The following is an 18,725-nucleotide window of genomic DNA, read 5'->3' on the forward strand; positions in this document are numbered from 1 at the left end:
GCCCCCGATGGGAAGGATCCCCTCATGAACACCACCCTCGTCCGACCACCGAACCGCATCATCGCCGGCGTCTGCTCCGGCCTCGCCGCCCGCTTCGGCATGAAGCCCGGCATGGTCCGGCTGCTGTTCGTCCTCAGCTGCCTGCTCCCCGGACCGCAGTTCATCGCCTACATCGTCCTGTGGGTCGTCATGCCGGACGGACGCCGCACGACGTACTGACGGGCGCTGCGCATCGGCGTGCTCCCCGAACGAAACCGGCGCTTCCCGAGCGATGCATCGCTCGGGAAGCGCCGGTTTCACTAGGTACCTGGGGAAACCGGCACCCGTCGGGTGAGTCGAGGTCAGCGGGTGGCGGTGCCCTCGACGTAGTCGGAGTCGTGCGACTTGACCCAGCTCATGAGCTTGCGCAGCTCGCGACCGGTCTCCTCGATCGGGTGCTGCTCACCCTTCTTGCGCAGCTCCTGGAACTCCTTGCCGCCGTTGTCCTGGTCGTCGATGAAGCGCTGGGCGAAGGACCCGTTGACGATGTCCTCCAGCACGGCCTTCATGTTGTCCTTGACGTGGGCGTCGATGACGCGGGGACCCGAGACGTAGTCGCCGTACTCCGCGGTGTCGGAGACCGACCAGCGCTGCTTGGCGATGCCGCCCTCGTACATCAGGTCGACGATGAGCTTGAGCTCGTGGAGGCACTCGAAGTAGGCGACCTCGGGCTGGTAGCCGGCCTCGATGAGCGTCTCGAAGCCGTACTGCACCAGCTGCGAGGCGCCGCCGCAGAGGACGGCCTGCTCGCCGAACAGGTCGGTCTCGCACTCCTCGGTGAAGGTGGTCTTGATGCCGCCGGCACGCAGGCCGCCGATGCCCTTGGCGTAGGACAGCGCGAGCTCCCAGGCCTTGCCGCTGGCGTCCTCCTCGACGGCGACGAGCACCGGGACGCCGCGGCCCTCGGAGAACTCACGACGCACCAGGTGACCCGGGCCCTTGGGGGCGACCATGGCCACGTCGACGCCCTCGGGCGGGGTGATGTAGCCGAAGCGGATGTTGAAGCCGTGGCCGAAGAACAGCGCGTCGCCGGCGACCAGGTTGGGCTCGACCGACTCGGTGTAGAGCTTCCGCTGGATGTGGTCGGGGGCGAGGATCATGACGAGGTCGGCCTCCTCGCAGGCCTCGGCCGGGGTGAGGACGCGCAGGCCCTCGGCCTCGGCCTTCGCCCGGCTCTTCGAGCCCTCGGGCAGACCGACGCGCACGTCGACCCCGCTGTCGCGCAGGGACAGCGCGTGGGCGTGTCCCTGGCTGCCGTAGCCCAGGATCGCCACGTGGCGTCCCTGGACCACCGAGAGGTCGGCGTCGTCGTCGTAGAACATCTCAGCCACGGTGGGCTCTCCTTCTGATGGATTTCTGTCGGGGACGTGCAGGTCAACCACGCCAGGGTTGTGGACGCCTCGCACGGGTTGCAACCCGGGGTGGGCGTCCATAACCCCGCGTTACAAGCGGGAGGCGAACGACTTCGGGGAGGGTACGGCGCTGCCGGCCCCCGGGCCGGCACCCGGGGCGGGAGCGGCGGCCGAGGCGGTGGCGGAAGGCACCGCGCCGGGGGTGGGGACCGGGACGGGCACCGGCTTGAGGGTGCGCTCGCTGATCGAGCGGGAGCCGCGGCCGATGGCGACCATGCCCGACTGCACCAGCTCGCGGACCCCGAAGGGCTCGAGGATGCGCAGGAAGTCGGCCAGCTTGTCGGCGTTGCCAACGATCTGCACCGTCACGGCCTCGGTCGAGACGTCGATGACCTTGGCCTTGAACAGCTGCACGATCTCCAGCACCTGGCCACGGCTCGACGCGTCCGCGCGCACCTTGACGAGCAGCAGCTCGCGGGCGACGGACGCGGACGGCTCCAGCTCGACGATCTTGATGACCTCGACCAGCTTGTTGAGCTGCTTGGTCACCTGCTCCAGCGGCGACTCGTCGACGTTGACCACGATGGTCATGCGCGAGATCTCGGGGTGCTCGGTCGGGCCGACGGCGAGGCTGTCGATGTTGTAGCCGCGACGGCTGAACAGGCCGGCCACACGGGCCAGCACGCCGGGCTTGTTCTCGACGAGCACCGACAGGGTGTGCCTGCTGCTCATGAGTGGTCCTTCTCCAGGTCGTCGTCCTCCCACGTGGGAGCCATGTCCCGCGCGAGCTTGATGTCGTCGTTGCTGGTGCCGGCGGCCACCATCGGCCACACCATCGCGTCGCGGTGCACCCGGAAGTCCACCACGACCGGCACGTCGTTGATCTCCATGGCCTTGCGGATGGTCGCGTCGACGTCCTCGGGCGAGTCGCAGGCCAGACCGACGCAGCCGTAGGCCTCGGCCAGCTTCACGAAGTCGGGGATGCGCTTGGACTGCAGGTCGGTGTTGGAGTAGCGCTGGTTGTAGAACAGCGTCTGCCACTGCCGGACCATGCCGAGCGACTCGTTGTTGATGATCGCGACCTTGATCGGGATGCCCTCGATCGCGCAGGTCGCGAGCTCCTGGTTGGTCATCTGGAAGCAGCCGTCGCCGTCGATGGCCCACACGGTCGCCTCCGGGCGGCCGACCTTGGCACCCATCGCGGCCGGAACGGCGTACCCCATGGTGCCGAGGCCGCCGGAGTTGAGCCAGGTGCGCGGGTTCTCGTAGCCGACGAAGTGGCTGGCCCACATCTGGTGCTGACCGACGCCGGCGCAGTAGACGGCCTCGGGACCGGCGATCGCGCCGAGCCGCTCGAGGACGTACTGCGGGGACAGCGACCCGTCCTCGGGGGTCTCGTAGCCGAGCGGGTAGCGCTCCTTGACGCCGGCGAGGTACTCCGACCAGGCCGTGTAGTCGCCCTCGCGCCCGGCCTCGGCCTCGGCGCGCAGCGCCACGACCAGGTCGGCGACGACCTCGCGGCAGTCGCCCACGATCGGGACGTCGGCGTGACGGTTCTTGCCGATCTCGGCCGGGTCGATGTCGGCGTGGATGACCTTCGCGTGCGGGGCGAAGGAGCTGAGCTGGCCGGTGACCCGGTCGTCGAAGCGGGCGCCGAGGCTGATGATCAGGTCGCTGCGCTGCAGCGCGCCGACCGCCGCCACCGTGCCGTGCATGCCGGGCATGCCGAGGTGCTGCGGGTGGGAGTCGGGGAAGGCCCCGCGGGCCATCAGCGTCGTGACGACCGGGATGCCGGTCTGCTCGGCCAGCACCCGGAGCTCGGCGTGGGCCTCGGCGCGGATGACGCCGCCACCGACGTAGAGCACCGGCTTGTGGGAGGCGGTGATGAGCCGGGCCGCCTCGCGGACCTGGCGGGCGTGCGGCTTGGTCACCGGGCGGTAGCCCGGCAGGCTCAGCTCGGTGGGCCACACGAAGGTGGTCCGGGCCTGCAGCGCGTCCTTGGAGATGTCGACGAGGACCGGTCCCGGACGGCCGGTCGAGGCGATGTAGAACGCCTCGGCGACGGTGCGGGGGATCTCCGCGGGGTCGGTCACCAGGAAGTTGTGCTTGGTGATCGGCATCGTGATGCCGCGGATGTCGGCCTCCTGGAAGGCGTCGGTCCCGATGGCGGCGCTCGCGACCTGGCCGGTGATCGCGACCAGCGGCACCGAGTCCATGTGGGCGTCGGCCAGCGGCGTGACCAGGTTGGTCGCGCCGGGGCCGCTGGTGGCCATGCAGACCCCCACCTTGCCGGTCGCGGCGGCGTAGCCCTGGGCGGCGTGCCCGGCGCCCTGCTCGTGGCGCACCAGGATGTGGCGCAGCTTCACGGAGTCGAAGAGCGGGTCGTACGCCGGCAGGATCGCCCCGCCGGGGATGCCGAAGATGTTCTCGGCGCCGGCGTGCTCCAGGGCCAGCACGAGGCTCTGCGCCCCGGTGACCGTCTCGCCCGCCGCGGGCTGTGCTGCCTCACTCATGACGTCCTCGTCCCTCATCGTCCGTGCCGGTCCACCACTGCTGGCCCACTGCTGGCCCACGCTGGTCCACGTCAATCTCGTCACTCAGCCTGCTCCACCCAACAAAAAACCCTCGCAACCCGGTGGGCTGGCGAGGGTGACGCGCGCGCTGGCGGCGGAGCGTTCAGCTCACGCGTCGTGTCTTACGAGTACCAGGGTGCGCATGGGACATACGGTCCCCTCTCCGGCCCGCACCGGTCAAGCCAGTGTGACAGCCGTCCCATCATCTGGGACCGCCGTCCTACGCCTCGGACGGTCTGCGGGTGGGGACGCGAACGCGGGCCGCCTCCCGGAGGAGGCGGCCCGCGTCGTCGTACGGGTCAGGCGGCGCCGCGGCGGGCGGCGCCCGACGAGGTCACTCGGAGAGCACGCCCTCGGGCTCGGTCGGGCCGGGGGCCGGACCGGTGGCGGTGCCGGCGTGCACCAGCTCCTCGATGCGCTTGCCGCACTCCTCGTCGACGTTGCGCCAGTACTCGAAGACCTTCGGGAGGCGCTCCCCCTTCACGCCGCCGAGGATGTGACCGGCGACGTTCTCGACGAAGCGGTCACGCTGCTCCTGGGTCCAGACCTCGTTGACCAGGGTGCGGGCCTGGCCGAAGTCGTCGTCCTCGGCGCGCAGGGCGTAGGCGCTGCGCACCATCGCGCCGTCGGCCTCCCACGAGTCCTCGACCTCGCCGATCTCGTTGCTGTAGCCGCGGCCCTCGGTGTTGGGGGCGTAGACCGGCTGGTCGCCGGAGTGGTCGTAGGCCATCGGGCCGTCGAAGGCGAAGGTGTTGTAGCCCTCGACGCGGGGCCGGTTGACCGGCAGCTGCAGGTAGTTCGGCCCGATGCGGTAGCGGTGGGTGTCGGAGTAGGCGAACACCCGGCCGATGAGCATCTTGTCCGGGCTGAAGCTGATGCCCGGCACGACCGCGCTGGGCTCGAAGGCCGCCTGCTCGATCTGGGCGAAGAAGTTGTCCGGGTTCTTGTTCAGCGTCATGGTCCCGACCTTGATGAGCGGGTAGTCGCTGTGCGGCCAGATCTTCGTCAGGTCGAACGGGTTGAAGCGGTAGGTCTTCGCGTCCTCGTAGGGCATCACCTGGACGTGCAGCGTCCACGACGGGAAGTCGCCGTCGGCGATGGCGTCGTAGAGGTCGCGACGGTGGAAGTCGGAGTCGTCGCCGGCGATCTTGTTGGCGGCCTCCTGGGTCAGGCCCTTGACGCCCTGGTCGGACTTGAAGTGGTACTTGATCCAGAACTTCTCGCCCGCGGCGTTGATCCACATGAAGGTGTGGGAGCCGTAGCCGTTCATGTGGCGGTAGGACCGCGGGATGCCGCGGTCGCCCATGAGGTAGGTGACCTGGTGCGCCGACTCGGGGTTGAGGGTCCAGAAGTCCCACTGCATGTCGTTGTCACGCAGACCGGGACCGCCGCGACGCTTCTGGCTGCGGATGAAGTGGGGGAACTTCATCGTGTCGCGGATGAAGAAGACCGGGGTGTTGTTGCCGACGAGGTCGTAGTTGCCCTCGGAGGTGTAGAACTTCAGCGAGAAGCCGCGCGGGTCGCGCCAGGTGTCGGGCGAGCCCTGCTCGCCGGCGACGGTGGAGAAGCGCGCGAGCATCTCGGTCTTCACGCCGGGCTGGAACAGCGCCGCCTTCGTGTACGCCGACACGTCCTCGGTCGTCTCGAAGGTGCCGAAGGCCCCGGAGCCCTTCGCGTGCACGTTGCGCTCCGGCACCCGCTCGCGGTTGAAGTGCGCCATCTGCTCGATGAAGTGCCGGTCGTGCAGGAGGATCGGGCCGTCGGAGCCCAGCGTCAGGGAGTGGCTGTCGCTGCCGGCCGGGGAGCCGGTCAGGGTGTGCGAGCCCCCCTGCGGGGTGCCCTCGATCTCGCCTGTCTCGCCACGGGTGGCTGTCATGTGGTTCCTCCTGCTGTCGGGTGTCGTCGTCCGTCGTCGCGCTGGGGTCCGTCAGGCCGTCGACCGTGGTCGGTGGCCTGCTGTCCTCCTACCCGTTGGGCGCGGGGGCCATGCCCGGTGACGGGGGTCAGTCTGGAACGTGTCCAGAAGATCGCGCCAGCCCCGGAGCGGGCTCGGCTCAGCCGAGGACGACGCTCTGGCCCCAGGGCGCGAGCGTGCCGCCCGGCTCGAGCCGCTCGCCGAGGACGACCTCGCCGGTCAGCAGGTCCGTGTCGTCGCCCAGGTCCACGGCGGCCGGGGTCCCCGAGAGGTTGACCACCACCAACAGGCGGACGTCCCCGAGTCGACGTACGTAGGCGAAGAGCTGCTCGTGCTCGAGCAGCAGGAACCTCACGTCCCCCTCGACCACTACGGAGTGCTTCCGCCTCAGTGCGATGAGACGGCGGTAGTGGTGGAACACCGAGCCGGGGTCGGCCACGGCCGCCTCGGCGTTGATCTCGGTGTGGTTCGGGTTGACCGGCAGCCACGGCGTGCCGGTGGTGAAGCCGGCGTGCTCGGTGGCGTCCCACTGCATCGGGGTGCGGGCGTTGTCGCGCGACTTCACGGCGAGCGCGGTCACCACCTCCTCCAGCGGTACGCCGCTCGCGGCCGCGTCGCGCGCCCAGTTCACCGACTCGACGTCGGCGTACTGCTCGACCGAGGTGAAGTGGGCGTTGGTCATGCCCAGCTCCTCGCCCTGGTAGACGTACGGCGTCCCGCGCAGCAGGTGGAGCACCGTCCCCCACGCCTGCGCGCTCTCGACGCGGAAGGCACCGTCGTCGCCCCAGCGCGACACGATGCGGGGCTGGTCGTGGTTGTTCCAGTAGAGGCTGTTCCAGCCGGCCGCGGCCAGGCCGTCCTGCCAGTGCTCCAGGTTGGCCTTGAGCGCGGGCAGCGACAGCGGCGCGAGGTCCCACTTGCCCGCCCCGCCGGGACGGCTGTCGAGGTCCATGTGCTCGAAGGTGAAGACCATGTCGACCTCGGCACGCGCCGGGTCGGTGTAGAGCCGGGCCTCCTCGACCGGGGTCGCCGGGGTCTCCCCGACCGTGATGAGACGACGCCCCGCGGCGGCGGCGGGCGCCATCACGGCGGCGTTCATCTCCTGGAGGAACTCGTGGACGCGGGGCCCGTTGAGGTACTGATCGCCGCCGAAGCTGCCGGAGGTCGCCGTCCCCCCGCCGTCGACGAGCGCGCCGTCCGGGCCCACCCGCTTGGAGATCATGTTGATGACGTCCATGCGGAAGCCGTCGACGCCGCGGTCGACCCAGCGGCGCATCATCGCGAAGACGGCCTCGCGCACCTCGGGGTTCTCCCAGTTGAGGTCGGGCTGCTTGCGGGTGAAGAGGTGGAGGTAGTACTCGCCGGTCGCCTCGTCGAGCTCCCAGGCCGACCCGGAGAAGAACGAGCGCCAGTTGGTCGGCTCGGCGCCCTCGCTGCCCGGCTCGTGGCCCTCGCGCGCCGGTCGCCACCAGTACCAGTCCCGCTTCGGGCTGTCCGTCGCGCTGCGGCTCTCGACGAACCACGCGTGCTCGTCGCTGCTGTGGTTGACGACGAGGTCCATGACCAGCTTCATGCCGCGCTCGTGGAGCCCGGCGATCAGCCGGTCGACGTCGGCGAGCGTGCCGAACACCGGGTCGACGTCCTCGTAGTCGCTGATGTCGTAGCCGTTGTCGTCCTGCGGCGAGGTGAAGAACGGCGACACCCACACCACGTCCACCCCGAGCAGCGCGAGGTGGTCGAGCCGGTCGATGAGCCCGGGCAGGTCGCCGACGCCGTCGCCGTCGCTGTCGGCGAACGAGCGTGGGTAGACCTGGTAGACCACGGCGGAGCGCCACCAGTCGTCGGGCCGGGCGGGTGCGGGGATGTCGGTCACGTCCGCGAGACTAGCGAGACCCCCACACGGCTCGTCGTACGACGGACGCCGCTCTCCACACCCGGAGGTCAGCCGGGACCAAGGTCCTGACATGACGCTCCGGGCGCCCTACCCTGAGGAGCATGATCGGGGGAGATCCGGGCGTGTTCCGGGTAGGCGCGGCGCGGTCCGTGTCGAGCCGGCGACCTGGACCGCCGACCGCCTCACAGGACCGACGGTGAGCGTGCGAGCGCCGCGCTGTGTCGCCACGCTCGTCGTGATGCTCGTCGTGATGCTCGTCGCGGGCGGTTGCACCTCGAACGCCGAGCCGAGCCGCGACTACCGACCCGTCGACGACCGGGTCCTGTTCCGGCAGGTCGAGGACCTGCCGGGGGTCCGCTCCGCCGACATCTCCTGGGACTCCTCCTTCACCAACGGAGCCGTCTACTCGGGGACCGTGCGTCTCGAGCGACGCGTCGACCCGGTCGACACGCTCGACCACGTCACCGCCATCCTCTGGCAGGGGCGCCCGGACTCGTCAGTCATCCTGGACGTCGTGACACCGCGCGGGAGCATCAACAACGCCTCGATCCGCCTCCAGGACCACCTCGAGATCGAGGAACGGTTCGGGCCCCAGCCCGGCGACGGTGACGTCCCCCCGGACGCACCCCCCCTGCCCCGTCCGGTCCCCGTCCGATGAGCGCTGTCGGGCGCATCGCCGTGACACTGAGCCTGCGATGACGGACCGGCTCTACCGCGGCGTCGTCGGCGCCGGACGCGTCGCGCTGCGTGCGCTGGACCTGCGCGTCGAGCTCACGGGCGACGAGCACGTGCCGGTCCGGGGGCCGGTGGTGCTCGCGGCCAACCACGTCAGCTTCCTCGACTTCCTGCTCGTCGGGCTGACCGCCGACCGCAGCCGGCGCCTGGTGCGGTTCCTGGCCCGGCACGAGGTCTTCGACCACTGGGCCTCGCGACGCCTGATGGCCGGCATGGGCCACGTCCCCGTCGACCGTCGTGCGCCCGCTGCGGCGTACCTCCACGCACGGCGCCTGCTGCGCGCGGGCGAGGCGGTCGGGGTCTTCCCGGAGGCCGGGGTCAGCCGCTCCTTCACCGTCCGGGCGCTGATGCCCGGCGCGGTCGCGCTGGCCCGCGAGACCGGCGCCCCGCTGCTGCCGGTGGCGGTGTGGGGCCCGCAGCGCCTGCTCACGGCCAAGCAGCGCCCGGAGGTACGTCGTGGCCGCCCGGTCACGCTCGTGGTCGGCGAGCCGCTCGACGTGTCCGCGGCGGCCGGCGTGGCCGACGCGGTCGCCGGGACCCGGCTGCTCGGCGCCACGCTGCAACGCATGCTCGACGACGTCCAGCGGCTCCCCCGCCACCGGCCCGGCCCGGGCGAGGCCCCCGTCTGGCACCCCGCGCACCTGGGCGGGCACGCCCTCACCGTCGCGGACGCCGCGACGCTGCAGGACCTGCCCCGGTCGGCGGTCGCGCCGACGTGGCAGCCCCGGGCCTGAGAGCCCGGCGGATCAGCGCGGTCCGGTGACCCGGCGGTCCAGCCAGGTCGCCCTCACCAGCAGCCAGAAGAACCCGACCGGCCCCAGCAGGAAGGCCACCGCACCGACGACGACCGCGGCTCGGCTCGCGGGGTCGTCGTCGCCCAGGGCCCACAGCGTCACCCAGAGGGCGAGCAGGCCGGGCACCAGCAGGGGCTGGGGGTCGAGCACGGCGGCACCGGCCGTGCCCACCGACGGCTGGGCCACCGTGTCCAGCGGCGGCACGGGCGCGGGGTCCCAGACCAGGCCGAGAGCGTCGGCGAGGTCCGGCTCGGCGCCGTCGGCGCACCACTCGGACCGAGCCAGGTGCAGCAGGACCGCACCCTCGGCGTCCACCAGCGCGAGGCGCGTCACCGGTCCCTGACGCGGGTCGGCCAGGCGGCCCGGCCGCAGCGCGACCGGGGCTCCGCTCCGGCCCGGCCCCGGCAGCCACCACCGCCTCGTGGAGCCGTTGTGCACGACGAGCGCCGTGGAGGTGGCGGTGATCCGGGCCCGCGCGGCGAAGCGTCGCGGCACGGGCGTCGTCGGCCGCGCCCGGACCAGGGTGCGACCTCGCCCGCGCCGGGCCAGGAGACGCCACCCCCCGAGCACCACCAGCGCGAGCAGACCGGCTCCCAGCAGCACGAGGGACGGCGGCCGGGTGCCGGTCACGACGAGCACCGTCAGGCCCAGCACGACGGCGTACGACGTCGCCAGCGCAGCGGGGAACCACCGCGGGACGACGTCCTCGTCGCCCGGTGTCATCCCGCCGCACGCGTGGCGGGCCGGCTGGTCCCGGCGGCGGTGGTCCGCCGGCTCGCCCACGCCCCGATGGCGACCCCGAGCAGGGCCACGAGCCCGCCCAGCACGGTCGTGAGGTCGAGGTGGTCGCCCGAGACGCCCTGGATCAGCAGCGAGGCCACCACCTGGCCGGCGACCGTGCAGAGCCCGAGCACCAGCACCCCGTGCACCTTCACCAGCAGGGCCGCGCCGGAGATGAAGACCACGCCCATGAGGCCGCCGGTGTAGAGCCACCACCCGCCGGGCAGGTCCGGCGGGCCCGTCAGCTCACCCCGCACGGCCAGGGAGACCACCAGCAGGAGCACCAGGCACGTCGTACCGACGGTGAAGTTGAGCAGCGCCGCCGCCATCGGACCGCCGACACCCGAGACCCGGCCGTTGACGGCCTGCTGCCAGCTCGTCGCCGCTCCCGCCAGCAGCGGCAGGAGCGCGAGCAGCAGCGCGGCCCCGGTCAGCGCGCCGGCGCCCTCGAGGCGGCCCGAGACGCTGACCACCACCGCGACCAGGGTCAGCGCGGCCCCCACCACCCGGCCGCCGCTGACCGCGCGGCGCCCCGAGGGCCCGAGGCCCAGGTGGTCGACGAGCAGCGCGCTGGAGGTCTGGCCGGCCACCACAGCCACCACGAAGAGGGCGACGCCGATGGTGCCGACGGTGATGCCCTGCGAGGCGACCAGCGAGGCGCCGGCCACCCCGCCGAGCAGCTGCCAGGGGCGCAGCGCTCCCGAGCGGGCCGCGCCCACGATCGCGTACGCCTCCCGGCGCACGCGCGGGACCAGCAGGGCGACGAGCGCCAGGACCACGAGCCCGGAGCCGAAGGAGACGACCGCGGCGGCCGTGCCGGCGCGCAGGCCCGAGCCGAGCTCGCCGGCCAGCCGGCCGTTGACGTCGGACTGCAGGGCCACCAGCCCGCCCATGCCCACCATCGCCGGGATCGCGACGACCTCCAGCAACCGGGTCGCGGGATCCGGTCGGTCGTCGGCGCTGTCGGGGCCGTCGGGGTCGTCGGGGCCGGACCCGCCTGCCGTCGGTGCCTGGGGGGCGGTCACCCGCAGACGGCGCCGTGCGCGGCGGACTGCACGACCTTGGCGTACTTCCCGAGGACGCCACGGGTGTACTTCGGCGCGTTGGGCGTCCAGCCCTCGCGCCGCGCGGCCAGCTCCTCGTCGTCGATGCGCACGTCGAGACGGCCGTTGGCCACGTCGAGCGTGATCGGGTCACCGTCGCGCACGAACGCGATGGGCCCGGCGTCGACGGCCTCCGGGGCGATGTGACCCACGCACAGGCCCGTCGTACCGCCGGAGAAGCGGCCGTCGGTGACCAGCAGCACGTCCTTGCCCAGCCCGGCGCCCTTGATGGCGCCGGTGATCGCGAGCATCTCGCGCATGCCAGGGCCACCCTTGGGGCCCTCGTAGCGGATGACGACGACGTCGCCGGCCTCGATCCCGCCCTCGCCGAGCGCGTCCAGGGCGGCCCGCTCGCCGTCGAAGACCCGGGCCACGCCGTCGAAGACCTCCTCGTCGAAGCCGGCCGACTTCACCACCGCCCCCTCCGGAGCGAGGCTGCCGTGGAGGATGGTGATGCCGCCGGTGCGGTGGATCGGGCGTGCGAGGTCGCGGATGATGTCGTCGTCGACGCTCGGCGGGTCCAGGGCGGCGATGTTCTCGGCCATCGTCCGGCCCGTCACGGTCAGGCAGTCGCCGTCCATGAGGCCGGCGTCCAGCAGCAGCTTCATGACGACCGGGATGCCGCCGATCTTGTCGACGTCGTTCATGACGTAGCGACCGAACGGCTTGAGGTCGCCCAGGTGCGGCACCTTCGCACCGATCCGCGTGAAGTCCTCGAGGGTCAGGTCGACCTCCGCCTCGCGGGCGATGGCCAGCAGGTGGAGAACGGCGTTGGTGGAGCCGCCCAGCGCCATCACCACGGCGATGGCGTTCTCGAAGGCGGGCTTGGTCATGATCTGCCGCGCGGTGATGCCCTGGCGCAGCATGCCGACCACCGCCTCGCCGGAGCGGTGGGCGAAGCCGTCACGGCGACGGTCGACGGCGGGCGGCGCGGCCGACCCGGGCAGCGACATGCCGATCGCCTCGGCGACCGAGGCCATCGTGTTGGCGGTGTACATCCCGCCGCACGCGCCCTCGCCCGGGCAGATCGCGCGCTCGATGCGGTCGACCTCCTCGCGGGTGATCTTGCCGGCGAGGCAGGCACCGACGGCCTCGAAGGCGTCGATGATCGTGACGTCCTGGCCGTCCACCTGCCCCGGCATGGTCGAGCCGGCGTAGAGGAAGACCGAGGCGAGGTCGAGCCGGGCCGCGGCCATGAGCATGCCCGGCAGCGACTTGTCGCACCCGGCCAGCAGGACGGAGCCGTCGAGGCGCTCGGCCATCATCACGGTCTCGACCGAGTCGGCGATCACCTCGCGCGAGACCAGCGAGAAGTGCATGCCCTCGTGGCCCATGGAGATGCCGTCGGAGACCGAGATGGTGCCGAACTCCAGCGGGTAGCCGCCGCCGGCGTGCACGCCGTTCTTGACCGCCTTCGCGAGCCGGTCCAGGGAGAGGTTGCACGGCGTGATCTCGTTCCACGACGAGGCCACGCCGATTTGCGGCTTGAGGAAGTCCTCGTCGCCCATGCCCACGGCGCGCAGCATCCCGCGGGCCGCAGCCCGCTCGAGACCGTCGGTGACGTCGCGCGAGCGCGGCTTCAGGTCGTGCGTCGCCGCAGGGCTGTCAGGGGTCTGGGGGCCGGTCGCTGCCATGGCGCGAATGCTACGCGTGGAGGCGTCCGCCCCACCCGGCCGTCCCGCGCCCGCTACCGTCGGAGGGTGACCAGAGCCACGCGCCGCCTGCTGCGTCGGCTTCCCACCACGGCGCTGTCCCGCCGGCTCAGCAACCCGCCGGACTGGTTCCGCCACCTCGCCGCCCAGTGGCAGGTGCGCGCGGCCCTCGGTGCGGGCCTCAGCCTGTCGAACGCCATCGGCATCGCGGTCGTCTACCTGCTCAGCATCCTCGTCATCCCGATGCCCGAGGCGGACCGGGACTTCCTCCTCGAGCTGTCCAACATCCTGCTCGCGGCGGCGTACGTCGTGGTCTTCGGCTCGATCGGCACCTTCCAGGCCTGGCGGGTGCTGCACCCGGTCGTGATCATGCTGCGCCCCGGCGACGAGCCCAGCGACCAGGACCGCCGCGACGTGCTGGCCGCACCGCGGCGGATCTTCCTGTTCCAGGGGCTCCTCTGGGGTGTCGCGTCGGTGCTGATCCTGCTGCAGTTCACGCGCTACTCCTTCGACTTGGCCTTCTCGATCTTCCTGGTCGTGGCGCTGGCCGGGTGGACCACGACGAGCCTGACCTACCTGCTCTCCGAGCGGGCGCTGCGCCCCGTGGCGCGACGGGTGCTCCAGGGCGGCTTCCCCGAGCGCATGTGGGTGCGCAGCGTGGCGTCGCGCACGATGTTCGCCTGGGCGCTCGGCACCGGGGCGACCGTGCTCGGCATCGTCTTCACCGGGGCGATCGCGCTGATCGACCGAGGTGCCACCACCGTCCCGCAGCTGTCGGTGACCGTCATCGTGCTGGGTGGCATCGTGCTGCTCGTGGGCGGCATGTCCTCGCTGGTCGCCGCGCAGGCGAGCAGCGAGCCGATCGCCAGCCTGCGCGACGCGGTCGCCCGGGTGGAGGAGGGCGACCTCGACGTCAAGGTGCCGATCTACGACTCCACCGAGATCGGGCTGCTGCAGGCCGGCTTCAACCGGATGGTCCAGGGGCTGCGCGAGCGCGAGGAGATGCGCGACATCTTCGGGCGCCACGTCGGCACCGACGTCGCCCGGGCCGCCCTCGAGGGCGGGGCCAAGCTCGGCGGCGAGGTCCGCGAGGTGGCGGTGCTCTTCGTCGACATCGTGGGCTCGACCGGGCTGGCGGAGAACGAGGACCCCGAGCAGGTCGTCGGCCTGCTCAACCGCTTCTTCGAGGTCGTCATCGACGTCGTCCACGAGCACGACGGGTGGATCAACAAGTTCGCCGGCGACGCGGCGCTGGCCATCTGGGGCGCCCCGTCCGGCCAGGACGACCAGAGCACGTCGGCGCTGCGGGCGGCGCGGGTGCTCACCACGCGGCTGGTCGAGGAGATCCCCGAGCTGAGCGCCGGCATCGGGGTCTCGTGCGGGCGGGTGCTGGCGGGCAACGTGGGTGCGGCCGAGCGCTTCGAGTACACCGTCATCGGCGATCCCGTGAACGAGGCCGCGCGGCTCACCGACGAGGCCAAGAAGGTGTCCTCGCTGGTGGTGGCCAACCAGCAGCTGGTGCTCGACGCCGCCGACGACGAGGCGCGGCACTGGTGCGAGCTCGACCCCCTGAAGCTGCGCGGTCGCAGCCAGGAGACCCGTGTCGCCACGGTCAAGGACGTCCCGCACGCCGACGAGGACGACTGCGACTCCTGACTCAGAGGGTGGCGGCCCGCACGCACAGCACGTCGGGCAGGTGCTCGGCGACCGACACCCACGACTCCCCCTCGTCGGGGCTCGCGTAGACGCTGCCGTCGCGACTGCCGAGGTAGACCCCGGCGGGCTCGCCGTCGTCGACGCACATCGCGTCGCGCATCACCCCGGCGAAGAAGCCGCGGTCCGGCAGGCCTCCGCCCGCGCCGCTCCCCTGCTCGGTCCAGGTCGAGCCCCGGTCGGTGGAGCGCCAGACGCGGCAGGCACGGTCGGGTGGGAAGCGGCGGTAGGAGCTCTCGAGCGGGAAGACCCAGAGCGTGCCGTCCAGGCGCGGGTGGGTGACGACGGGGAAGCCGAACTCCGCCGGCAGCCCGTCGGCGATCGAGGTCCAGCTGTCGCCGGCGTCGTCGCTGCGGTAGACGCCCCCGTGGTTCTGCGCGTAAAGCACCTCGTGGGCGTTGGCCGAGCGCGCGACCTTGTGCACGCACTGGCCGAACTCGGGGTAGCTGACCTCGTCGGGCATGAACTCGGCCTTGATGCCGCGGTTGGCCGGCTCCCAGGAGGTGCCGCCGTCGGCGGTGCGGTAGACACCGCCGGTGGACATCGCCACCGTGACGCGGTCGGGGTCGGTGGGGTGCGGCAGCAGGGTGTGGATCGCCTGCCCGCCGCCGCCCGGGTGCCACTCGGGCCGGTGCGGGTGGTCCCAGAGACCGCGGACCAGCTCGAAGGTCTCGCCCCGGTCGGTGGAGCGGAACAGCGCGCTCGGCTCCGTCCCGGCGTACACGACGTCGGGCTCGACGGCCGAGAGACCGAGGCCCCACACCGCCTCCACGGCCTCGCCGACGTCGGCGGGGAAGGTCACGCCGCCGGTCGGCGCGGCCGACCAGGTGGCACCCAGGTCGTCGGAGTGCTGCACCTGCGGGCCGATGTGCCAGTGCCGGCTGGCCATGAGCAGCCGCGGGGTCTCCTGCCGGGTGTCGACCGCGACGGCGTGGACCTCGCCCATCACGTCGTCGGGCCCGGTGACGTCCCAGCTGCGCCGGTCGTCGCTGCGGGCGATCCACAGGCCCTTGCGGGTCCCGATCATGAGCAGGGTCTCGGCCATCGTCGTCTCCTCCTGTGCGCCGGCGCCTGCTGGCCACCTTTCCACGTCGCGGCCGTCACGCCCACCCCCTCGGCCCGGCCGGCTCCGGGCCAGTTCACGCAGATGTCACACCGCGTTGACCCTCGGGAATCGTCGGCTCACTAGCGTCCTCGGTGACGGTCCCGACCGCCCTCACCGGACCATCCAGGAGCCCCTCATGACCTCATCCCTCACCGCCCCCTGGGTCGCGCGAGCGCGCCGACCGCTCGGCCTCGTCCGGGCTGTCACCCGGTGGCCGGTCGACAGCCAGCTCAACGCCCGGCGCAACGCGCTGGTGGCCTCCACCCAGCTGACGGCCCGCTCCCACGAGCGCCAGCAGGTCGAGGACTTCCTCGACCTCCACACCCGTCGGTGGCAGGCCCGGCGGGTGCCGCGCATCGGACCGGCCGAGCTGCCGGGCCCGGCCGCCGACGTCGCCCCGCTGCGCGCCGCCCTGTGAACCGGCCGGGCCCGGCCGGACCCGGCCGCGCTCGGTCGCGCACCGGTCGCGCACTGACAACCCGCGTGATCTCTCGCACCAATCACTGAGGAACCGGGTCGGTTCGGGCACACTCGGGGCATGTCCTCGTCGACCTCCTCGCCGCGCGCGGGTGCGCGCACCACCGGTTCGGATCAGCCGTCCTCCACCACGCTCGGTGACCGGACGCGTCGGCTGCGCGAGTTCCGCTCCGTCCGCTTCCACTCGGTCACCAGCGCCGACGGCACCGTGGTCGAGGCCTGGACCAACGCCGTCGAGGACGGCCCCACCGTGCTGCTGTGCAACGGGCTCGGCACGAACCCCTACGCCTGGCCCGCATTGCTCGACCCGGCGTGCGGCATCCGCGTCGTCTCCTGGAACCACCGCGGCGTGGGCCGCAGCGCCCGACCCGAGGACCGCACCCGCGTGGGCATGGACGCCTTCGTGGAGGACGCGCTGGCCGTGATGGACGCCTTCGACCTGGACCGCTGCGTCGTGGCCGGCTGGTCCATCGGCGTCAACACCGCCTTCGAGCTGGCGCTGCGCCACCCCGAGCGGGTCTCCGGACTCTTCGCCGTTGCCGGCGTCCCCGGCGCCACCTTCGCCTCGATGGGCGCCCCGCTCTTCATCCCCCGGCCGTTCCGCAAGCCGCTGACCGTCAACGTCGCCCGCGCGATGAAGCTGGCCGCCCCCGTCCTCACCCCGGTCGCGCGCCGCATCCCGATGGGTCCGGTCAGCACGACCGTGCTGCGGTTCAGCGGCTTCATGTTCCCCTCGGCACGGCCCACGGAGGTGCGCCGGGCGGTCCGCGAGTTCCTCACCACCCCGATCGACTGGTACATGCACCTCGCGCTGCACGCCTCGCGCCACGGCCGGGTCTCGCTGTCCGGGGTCTCGGTGCCGGCGGTGTTCGTGGCGGGCAAGTACGACGTGCTGGCCGACACCCGTGACATGCGCACGGCGGCCGACCGCATCGACGGGGCGACGTACCGCGAGCTGCTGGGCACCCACTTCCTGCCGCTCGAGCGGCCGGCGACCGTGGTGCAGATGCTGCGCGACCTGCTCGAGGCCGTCGACGACTGACCCACGGCACGTTTCCGCGCCTGCCTACGCTGGCCGCATGCGACTGCGCGCCGCCCTCACGCTCCTGCTGGCCCTGCCCCTCGTCGCGTGCGGTGGCGCCGAGGAGCCAACGGGCGACCCGAACGCCCTGGGGACACCGTCGGAGTCGCCGCAGCCGAGCACCCGGACGGCCCGGCCCGCTCCGGACGAGACCGACGGCGGCGGTCGCTCACCCTCCGGTGACCCGGCCGACCTCGAGCCGCGCGTGGTCCGGACGGTGGCCGAGGGCCTCCAGGCCCCCTGGGGCATCGTCTTCCTGCCCGACGGCTCGGCGCTGGTCAGCGAGCGTGACACCACGCGCGTCGTCGCGGTCTCCCCGTCGGGCCGCGTCCGGCCGGTGGGCACCGTCGACGAGGCGGCCCCGCAGGGAGAGGCCGGTCTGCTGGGACTGGCCGCCAGCCCGACGTACGACGAGGACGGGCTGGTCTTCGCCTACGTCTCGACCGCCGACGACAACCGGGTCGTGACGATGACCTACGACGGCCGCGAGCTGGGCGAGCCCGATCCGGTCCTCACCGGGATCCCCAACGGCTTCATCCACGACGGCGGACGGCTGCTGTTCGACGACGAAGGCATGCTCTTCGTCTCCACCGGCGAGATCGGCGAGCCCGAGCTCGCCCAGGACCCCGACTCGCTCGGCGGCAAGATCCTGCGCATCACCCCCGACGGCGATCCTGCTCCCGGCAACCCGGTGCCGGGGTCACCGGTGTGGACCCTGGGCCACCGCAACGTGCAGGGCCTCGCCCTCGACGACCGCGACCGGCTGTGGGCCACCGAGTTCGGCCAGCAGACCTGGGACGAGCTGAACCGCATCGAGAGGGCGCGCAACTACGGGTGGCCCGTGGTCGAGGGGTCGGGCGAGCAGGACGAGTACCGCAACCCCTTCGTCGAGTGGTCGACCGCCGAGGCCTCCCCCTCGGGGCTGGCCTTCCTCGAGGGCTCGCTGTGGGCCGGCGCGCTGCGCGGCGAGCGGCTCTGGCAGGTCCCGGTGACCGGTGACGGCGTCGGCGAGCCGCGCGGCTGGTTCGTCGGCGACTACGGCCGGATCCGCACCGTCGCGGTCTCCCCCCAGGGCACCCTTTGGGTCACCACCAGCAACCGCGACGGCCGCGGCGAGCCGCAGCCCGGCGACGACCGCATCCTCGAGCTCGACCTCCGCTGAGGGGGCGCCGGTTTCACTAGGTACCTAGTGAAACCGGCGCTTCCCGAACGATGTTTCGCTCGGGAAGCGCCAACATCGCTCGGGAAGCACGGCTTCCGAGGGCGGGTACGCCGTCGAGCCGCCTGACCACGTCGGCCGGACGGAAGCTCGCTTCGATGTGCCCCCGGAACAGGGCCGAATTAAGTCCGGGACGGAGGGGTCCCTCCTCCGCCAGTGTGACGCTTGCGCGGCGTACTCCCGCGCGCAGCTCGGGTGGAGGGCCCGGCCCGGCCGGGGTGCGTCCTGGTCGAAGGTACGACGTGCTTCCCGCACGAAACCGGCGCTTCCCGAGCGATGCTTCGCTCGGGAAG

The 18,725-nt window shown here is 72.3% G+C and carries 15 protein-coding genes and 1 pseudogene; 7 read left to right on the forward strand and 9 right to left on the reverse strand.

Annotated elements, in window-relative coordinates:
* Positions 1-24 precede the first annotated feature (24 nt).
* A complete protein-coding gene (locus tag G7072_RS12445) occupies positions 25-219 on the forward strand; it encodes a PspC domain-containing protein (protein ID WP_166086820.1) in 195 nt (64 codons plus the stop codon).
* A 122-nt stretch (positions 220-341) separates the two neighbouring features.
* Here the strand turns inward: G7072_RS12445 and ilvC are convergent, their stop codons facing one another.
* The 5 genes and pseudogenes from ilvC to G7072_RS12470 form a co-directional block, all read right to left on the reverse strand.
* Positions 342-1,370 carry a ketol-acid reductoisomerase gene (ilvC, locus tag G7072_RS12450; RefSeq protein ID WP_277343368.1) on the reverse strand — a complete coding sequence of 343 codons (1,029 nt, stop codon included), beginning with the start codon at positions 1,368-1,370 and terminating at the stop codon, positions 342-344.
* 246 nt (positions 1,371-1,616) lie between these two features.
* Positions 1,617-2,123: pseudogene (ilvN, locus tag G7072_RS12455) on the reverse strand (acetolactate synthase small subunit); the annotation flags it as partial.
* Positions 2,120-3,904 (reverse strand): acetolactate synthase large subunit, encoded by a 1,785-nt coding sequence (locus G7072_RS12460; protein WP_206063101.1) that lies wholly within the window; start codon positions 3,902-3,904, stop codon positions 2,120-2,122. The pseudogene ilvN and the gene G7072_RS12460, both read right to left, overlap by 4 nt.
* A 394-nt stretch (positions 3,905-4,298) precedes the next feature.
* Positions 4,299-5,840 (reverse strand): catalase, encoded by a 1,542-nt coding sequence (locus G7072_RS12465; protein WP_166086825.1) that lies wholly within the window; start codon positions 5,838-5,840, stop codon positions 4,299-4,301.
* Positions 5,841-6,018: 178 nt separating this feature from the next.
* The gene (locus tag G7072_RS12470; protein ID WP_240916921.1) at positions 6,019-7,752 is read right to left on the reverse strand and encodes an alpha-glucosidase; all 1,734 of its coding nucleotides are present in this window, start codon (positions 7,750-7,752) and stop codon (positions 6,019-6,021) included.
* Positions 7,753-7,969: 217 nt separating this feature from the next.
* On the opposite strand from G7072_RS12470, the gene G7072_RS12475 reads away from it, so the two are divergent.
* The gene (locus G7072_RS12475; RefSeq protein WP_166086829.1) at positions 7,970-8,431 is read left to right on the forward strand and encodes a hypothetical protein; all 462 of its coding nucleotides are present in this window, start codon (positions 7,970-7,972) and stop codon (positions 8,429-8,431) included.
* A 37-nt stretch (positions 8,432-8,468) separates the two neighbouring features.
* On the forward strand, positions 8,469-9,242 hold the full coding sequence (locus G7072_RS12480; RefSeq protein WP_166086831.1) for a lysophospholipid acyltransferase family protein: 774 nt from the start codon (positions 8,469-8,471) through the stop codon (positions 9,240-9,242).
* Positions 9,243-9,254: 12 nt separating this feature from the next.
* On the opposite strand, the gene G7072_RS12485 is transcribed toward G7072_RS12480, so the two are convergent.
* The 3 genes from G7072_RS12485 to ilvD are packed head-to-tail and all read right to left on the reverse strand — an operon-like array spanning position 9,255 to position 12,819.
* Positions 9,255-10,025: a hypothetical protein gene (locus G7072_RS12485; protein ID WP_166086833.1), complete on the reverse strand. Its 771-nt coding sequence runs from the start codon at positions 10,023-10,025 to the stop codon at positions 9,255-9,257.
* A complete protein-coding gene (locus tag G7072_RS12490) occupies positions 10,022-11,107 on the reverse strand; it encodes a DMT family transporter (protein ID WP_206063102.1) in 1,086 nt (361 codons plus the stop codon). The genes G7072_RS12485 and G7072_RS12490 overlap by 4 nt, the downstream gene beginning before the upstream one ends.
* Positions 11,104-12,819, reverse strand: coding sequence for a dihydroxy-acid dehydratase (gene ilvD, locus G7072_RS12495; protein ID WP_166086835.1), 1,716 nt, complete (start codon positions 12,817-12,819; stop codon positions 11,104-11,106). Before ilvD ends, G7072_RS12490 begins: the two co-directional genes overlap by 4 nt.
* A 66-nt stretch (positions 12,820-12,885) precedes the next feature.
* Here ilvD and G7072_RS12500 point away from each other — a divergent pair, with 66 nt between their 5' ends.
* Entirely contained in the window at positions 12,886-14,493 is a 1,608-nt protein-coding gene (locus G7072_RS12500; protein ID WP_166086837.1) for an adenylate/guanylate cyclase domain-containing protein, read from the forward strand.
* 1 nt (position 14,494) lies between these two features.
* Here G7072_RS12500 and G7072_RS12505 read toward each other — a convergent pair whose 3' ends face one another.
* Positions 14,495-15,595, reverse strand: coding sequence for an exo-alpha-sialidase (locus G7072_RS12505; protein ID WP_166086839.1), 1,101 nt, complete (start codon positions 15,593-15,595; stop codon positions 14,495-14,497).
* Between the two features lie 196 nt (positions 15,596-15,791).
* On the opposite strand from G7072_RS12505, the gene G7072_RS12510 reads away from it, so the two are divergent.
* From G7072_RS12510 to G7072_RS12520, 3 genes are all read left to right on the forward strand, one after another.
* Positions 15,792-16,073, forward strand: coding sequence for a hypothetical protein (locus G7072_RS12510; RefSeq protein WP_166086842.1), 282 nt, complete (start codon positions 15,792-15,794; stop codon positions 16,071-16,073).
* A 120-nt stretch (positions 16,074-16,193) separates the two neighbouring features.
* Complete coding sequence (locus tag G7072_RS12515; RefSeq protein WP_166086844.1) at positions 16,194-17,174, forward strand: alpha/beta hydrolase; 981 nt, start codon at positions 16,194-16,196, stop codon at positions 17,172-17,174.
* 37 nt (positions 17,175-17,211) lie between these two features.
* The gene (locus G7072_RS12520) at positions 17,212-18,375 is read left to right on the forward strand and encodes a PQQ-dependent sugar dehydrogenase (RefSeq protein WP_166086846.1); all 1,164 of its coding nucleotides are present in this window, start codon (positions 17,212-17,214) and stop codon (positions 18,373-18,375) included.
* Positions 18,376-18,725 lie beyond the last annotated feature (350 nt).

The organism is Nocardioides sp. HDW12B, assembly GCF_011299595.1.
In the GTDB taxonomy this organism is placed as follows: Bacteria; Actinomycetota; Actinomycetes; order Propionibacteriales; family Nocardioidaceae; genus Marmoricola_A.

Excerpts from the sequence above, each read along its gene's own strand:
- G7072_RS12445 (WP_166086820.1), top strand. The coding sequence starts at position 25 with ATGAACACCACCCTCGTCCGACCACCGAACCGCATCATCGCCGGCGTC.
- G7072_RS12480 (WP_166086831.1), top strand. The coding sequence starts at position 8,469 with ATGACGGACCGGCTCTACCGCGGCGTCGTCGGCGCCGGACGCGTCGCG.
- G7072_RS12485 (WP_166086833.1), bottom strand. The coding sequence starts at position 10,025 with ATGACACCGGGCGACGAGGACGTCGTCCCGCGGTGGTTCCCCGCTGCG.
- G7072_RS12515 (WP_166086844.1), top strand. The coding sequence starts at position 16,194 with ATGTCCTCGTCGACCTCCTCGCCGCGCGCGGGTGCGCGCACCACCGGT.
- ilvD (WP_166086835.1), bottom strand. The coding sequence starts at position 12,819 with ATGGCAGCGACCGGCCCCCAGACCCCTGACAGCCCTGCGGCGACGCAC.
- G7072_RS12520 (WP_166086846.1), top strand. The coding sequence starts at position 17,212 with ATGCGACTGCGCGCCGCCCTCACGCTCCTGCTGGCCCTGCCCCTCGTC.
- G7072_RS12510 (WP_166086842.1), top strand. The coding sequence starts at position 15,792 with ATGACCTCATCCCTCACCGCCCCCTGGGTCGCGCGAGCGCGCCGACCG.
- G7072_RS12465 (WP_166086825.1), bottom strand. The coding sequence starts at position 5,840 with ATGACAGCCACCCGTGGCGAGACAGGCGAGATCGAGGGCACCCCGCAG.
- G7072_RS12460 (WP_206063101.1), bottom strand. The coding sequence starts at position 3,904 with ATGAGTGAGGCAGCACAGCCCGCGGCGGGCGAGACGGTCACCGGGGCG.
- G7072_RS12505 (WP_166086839.1), bottom strand. The coding sequence starts at position 15,595 with ATGGCCGAGACCCTGCTCATGATCGGGACCCGCAAGGGCCTGTGGATC.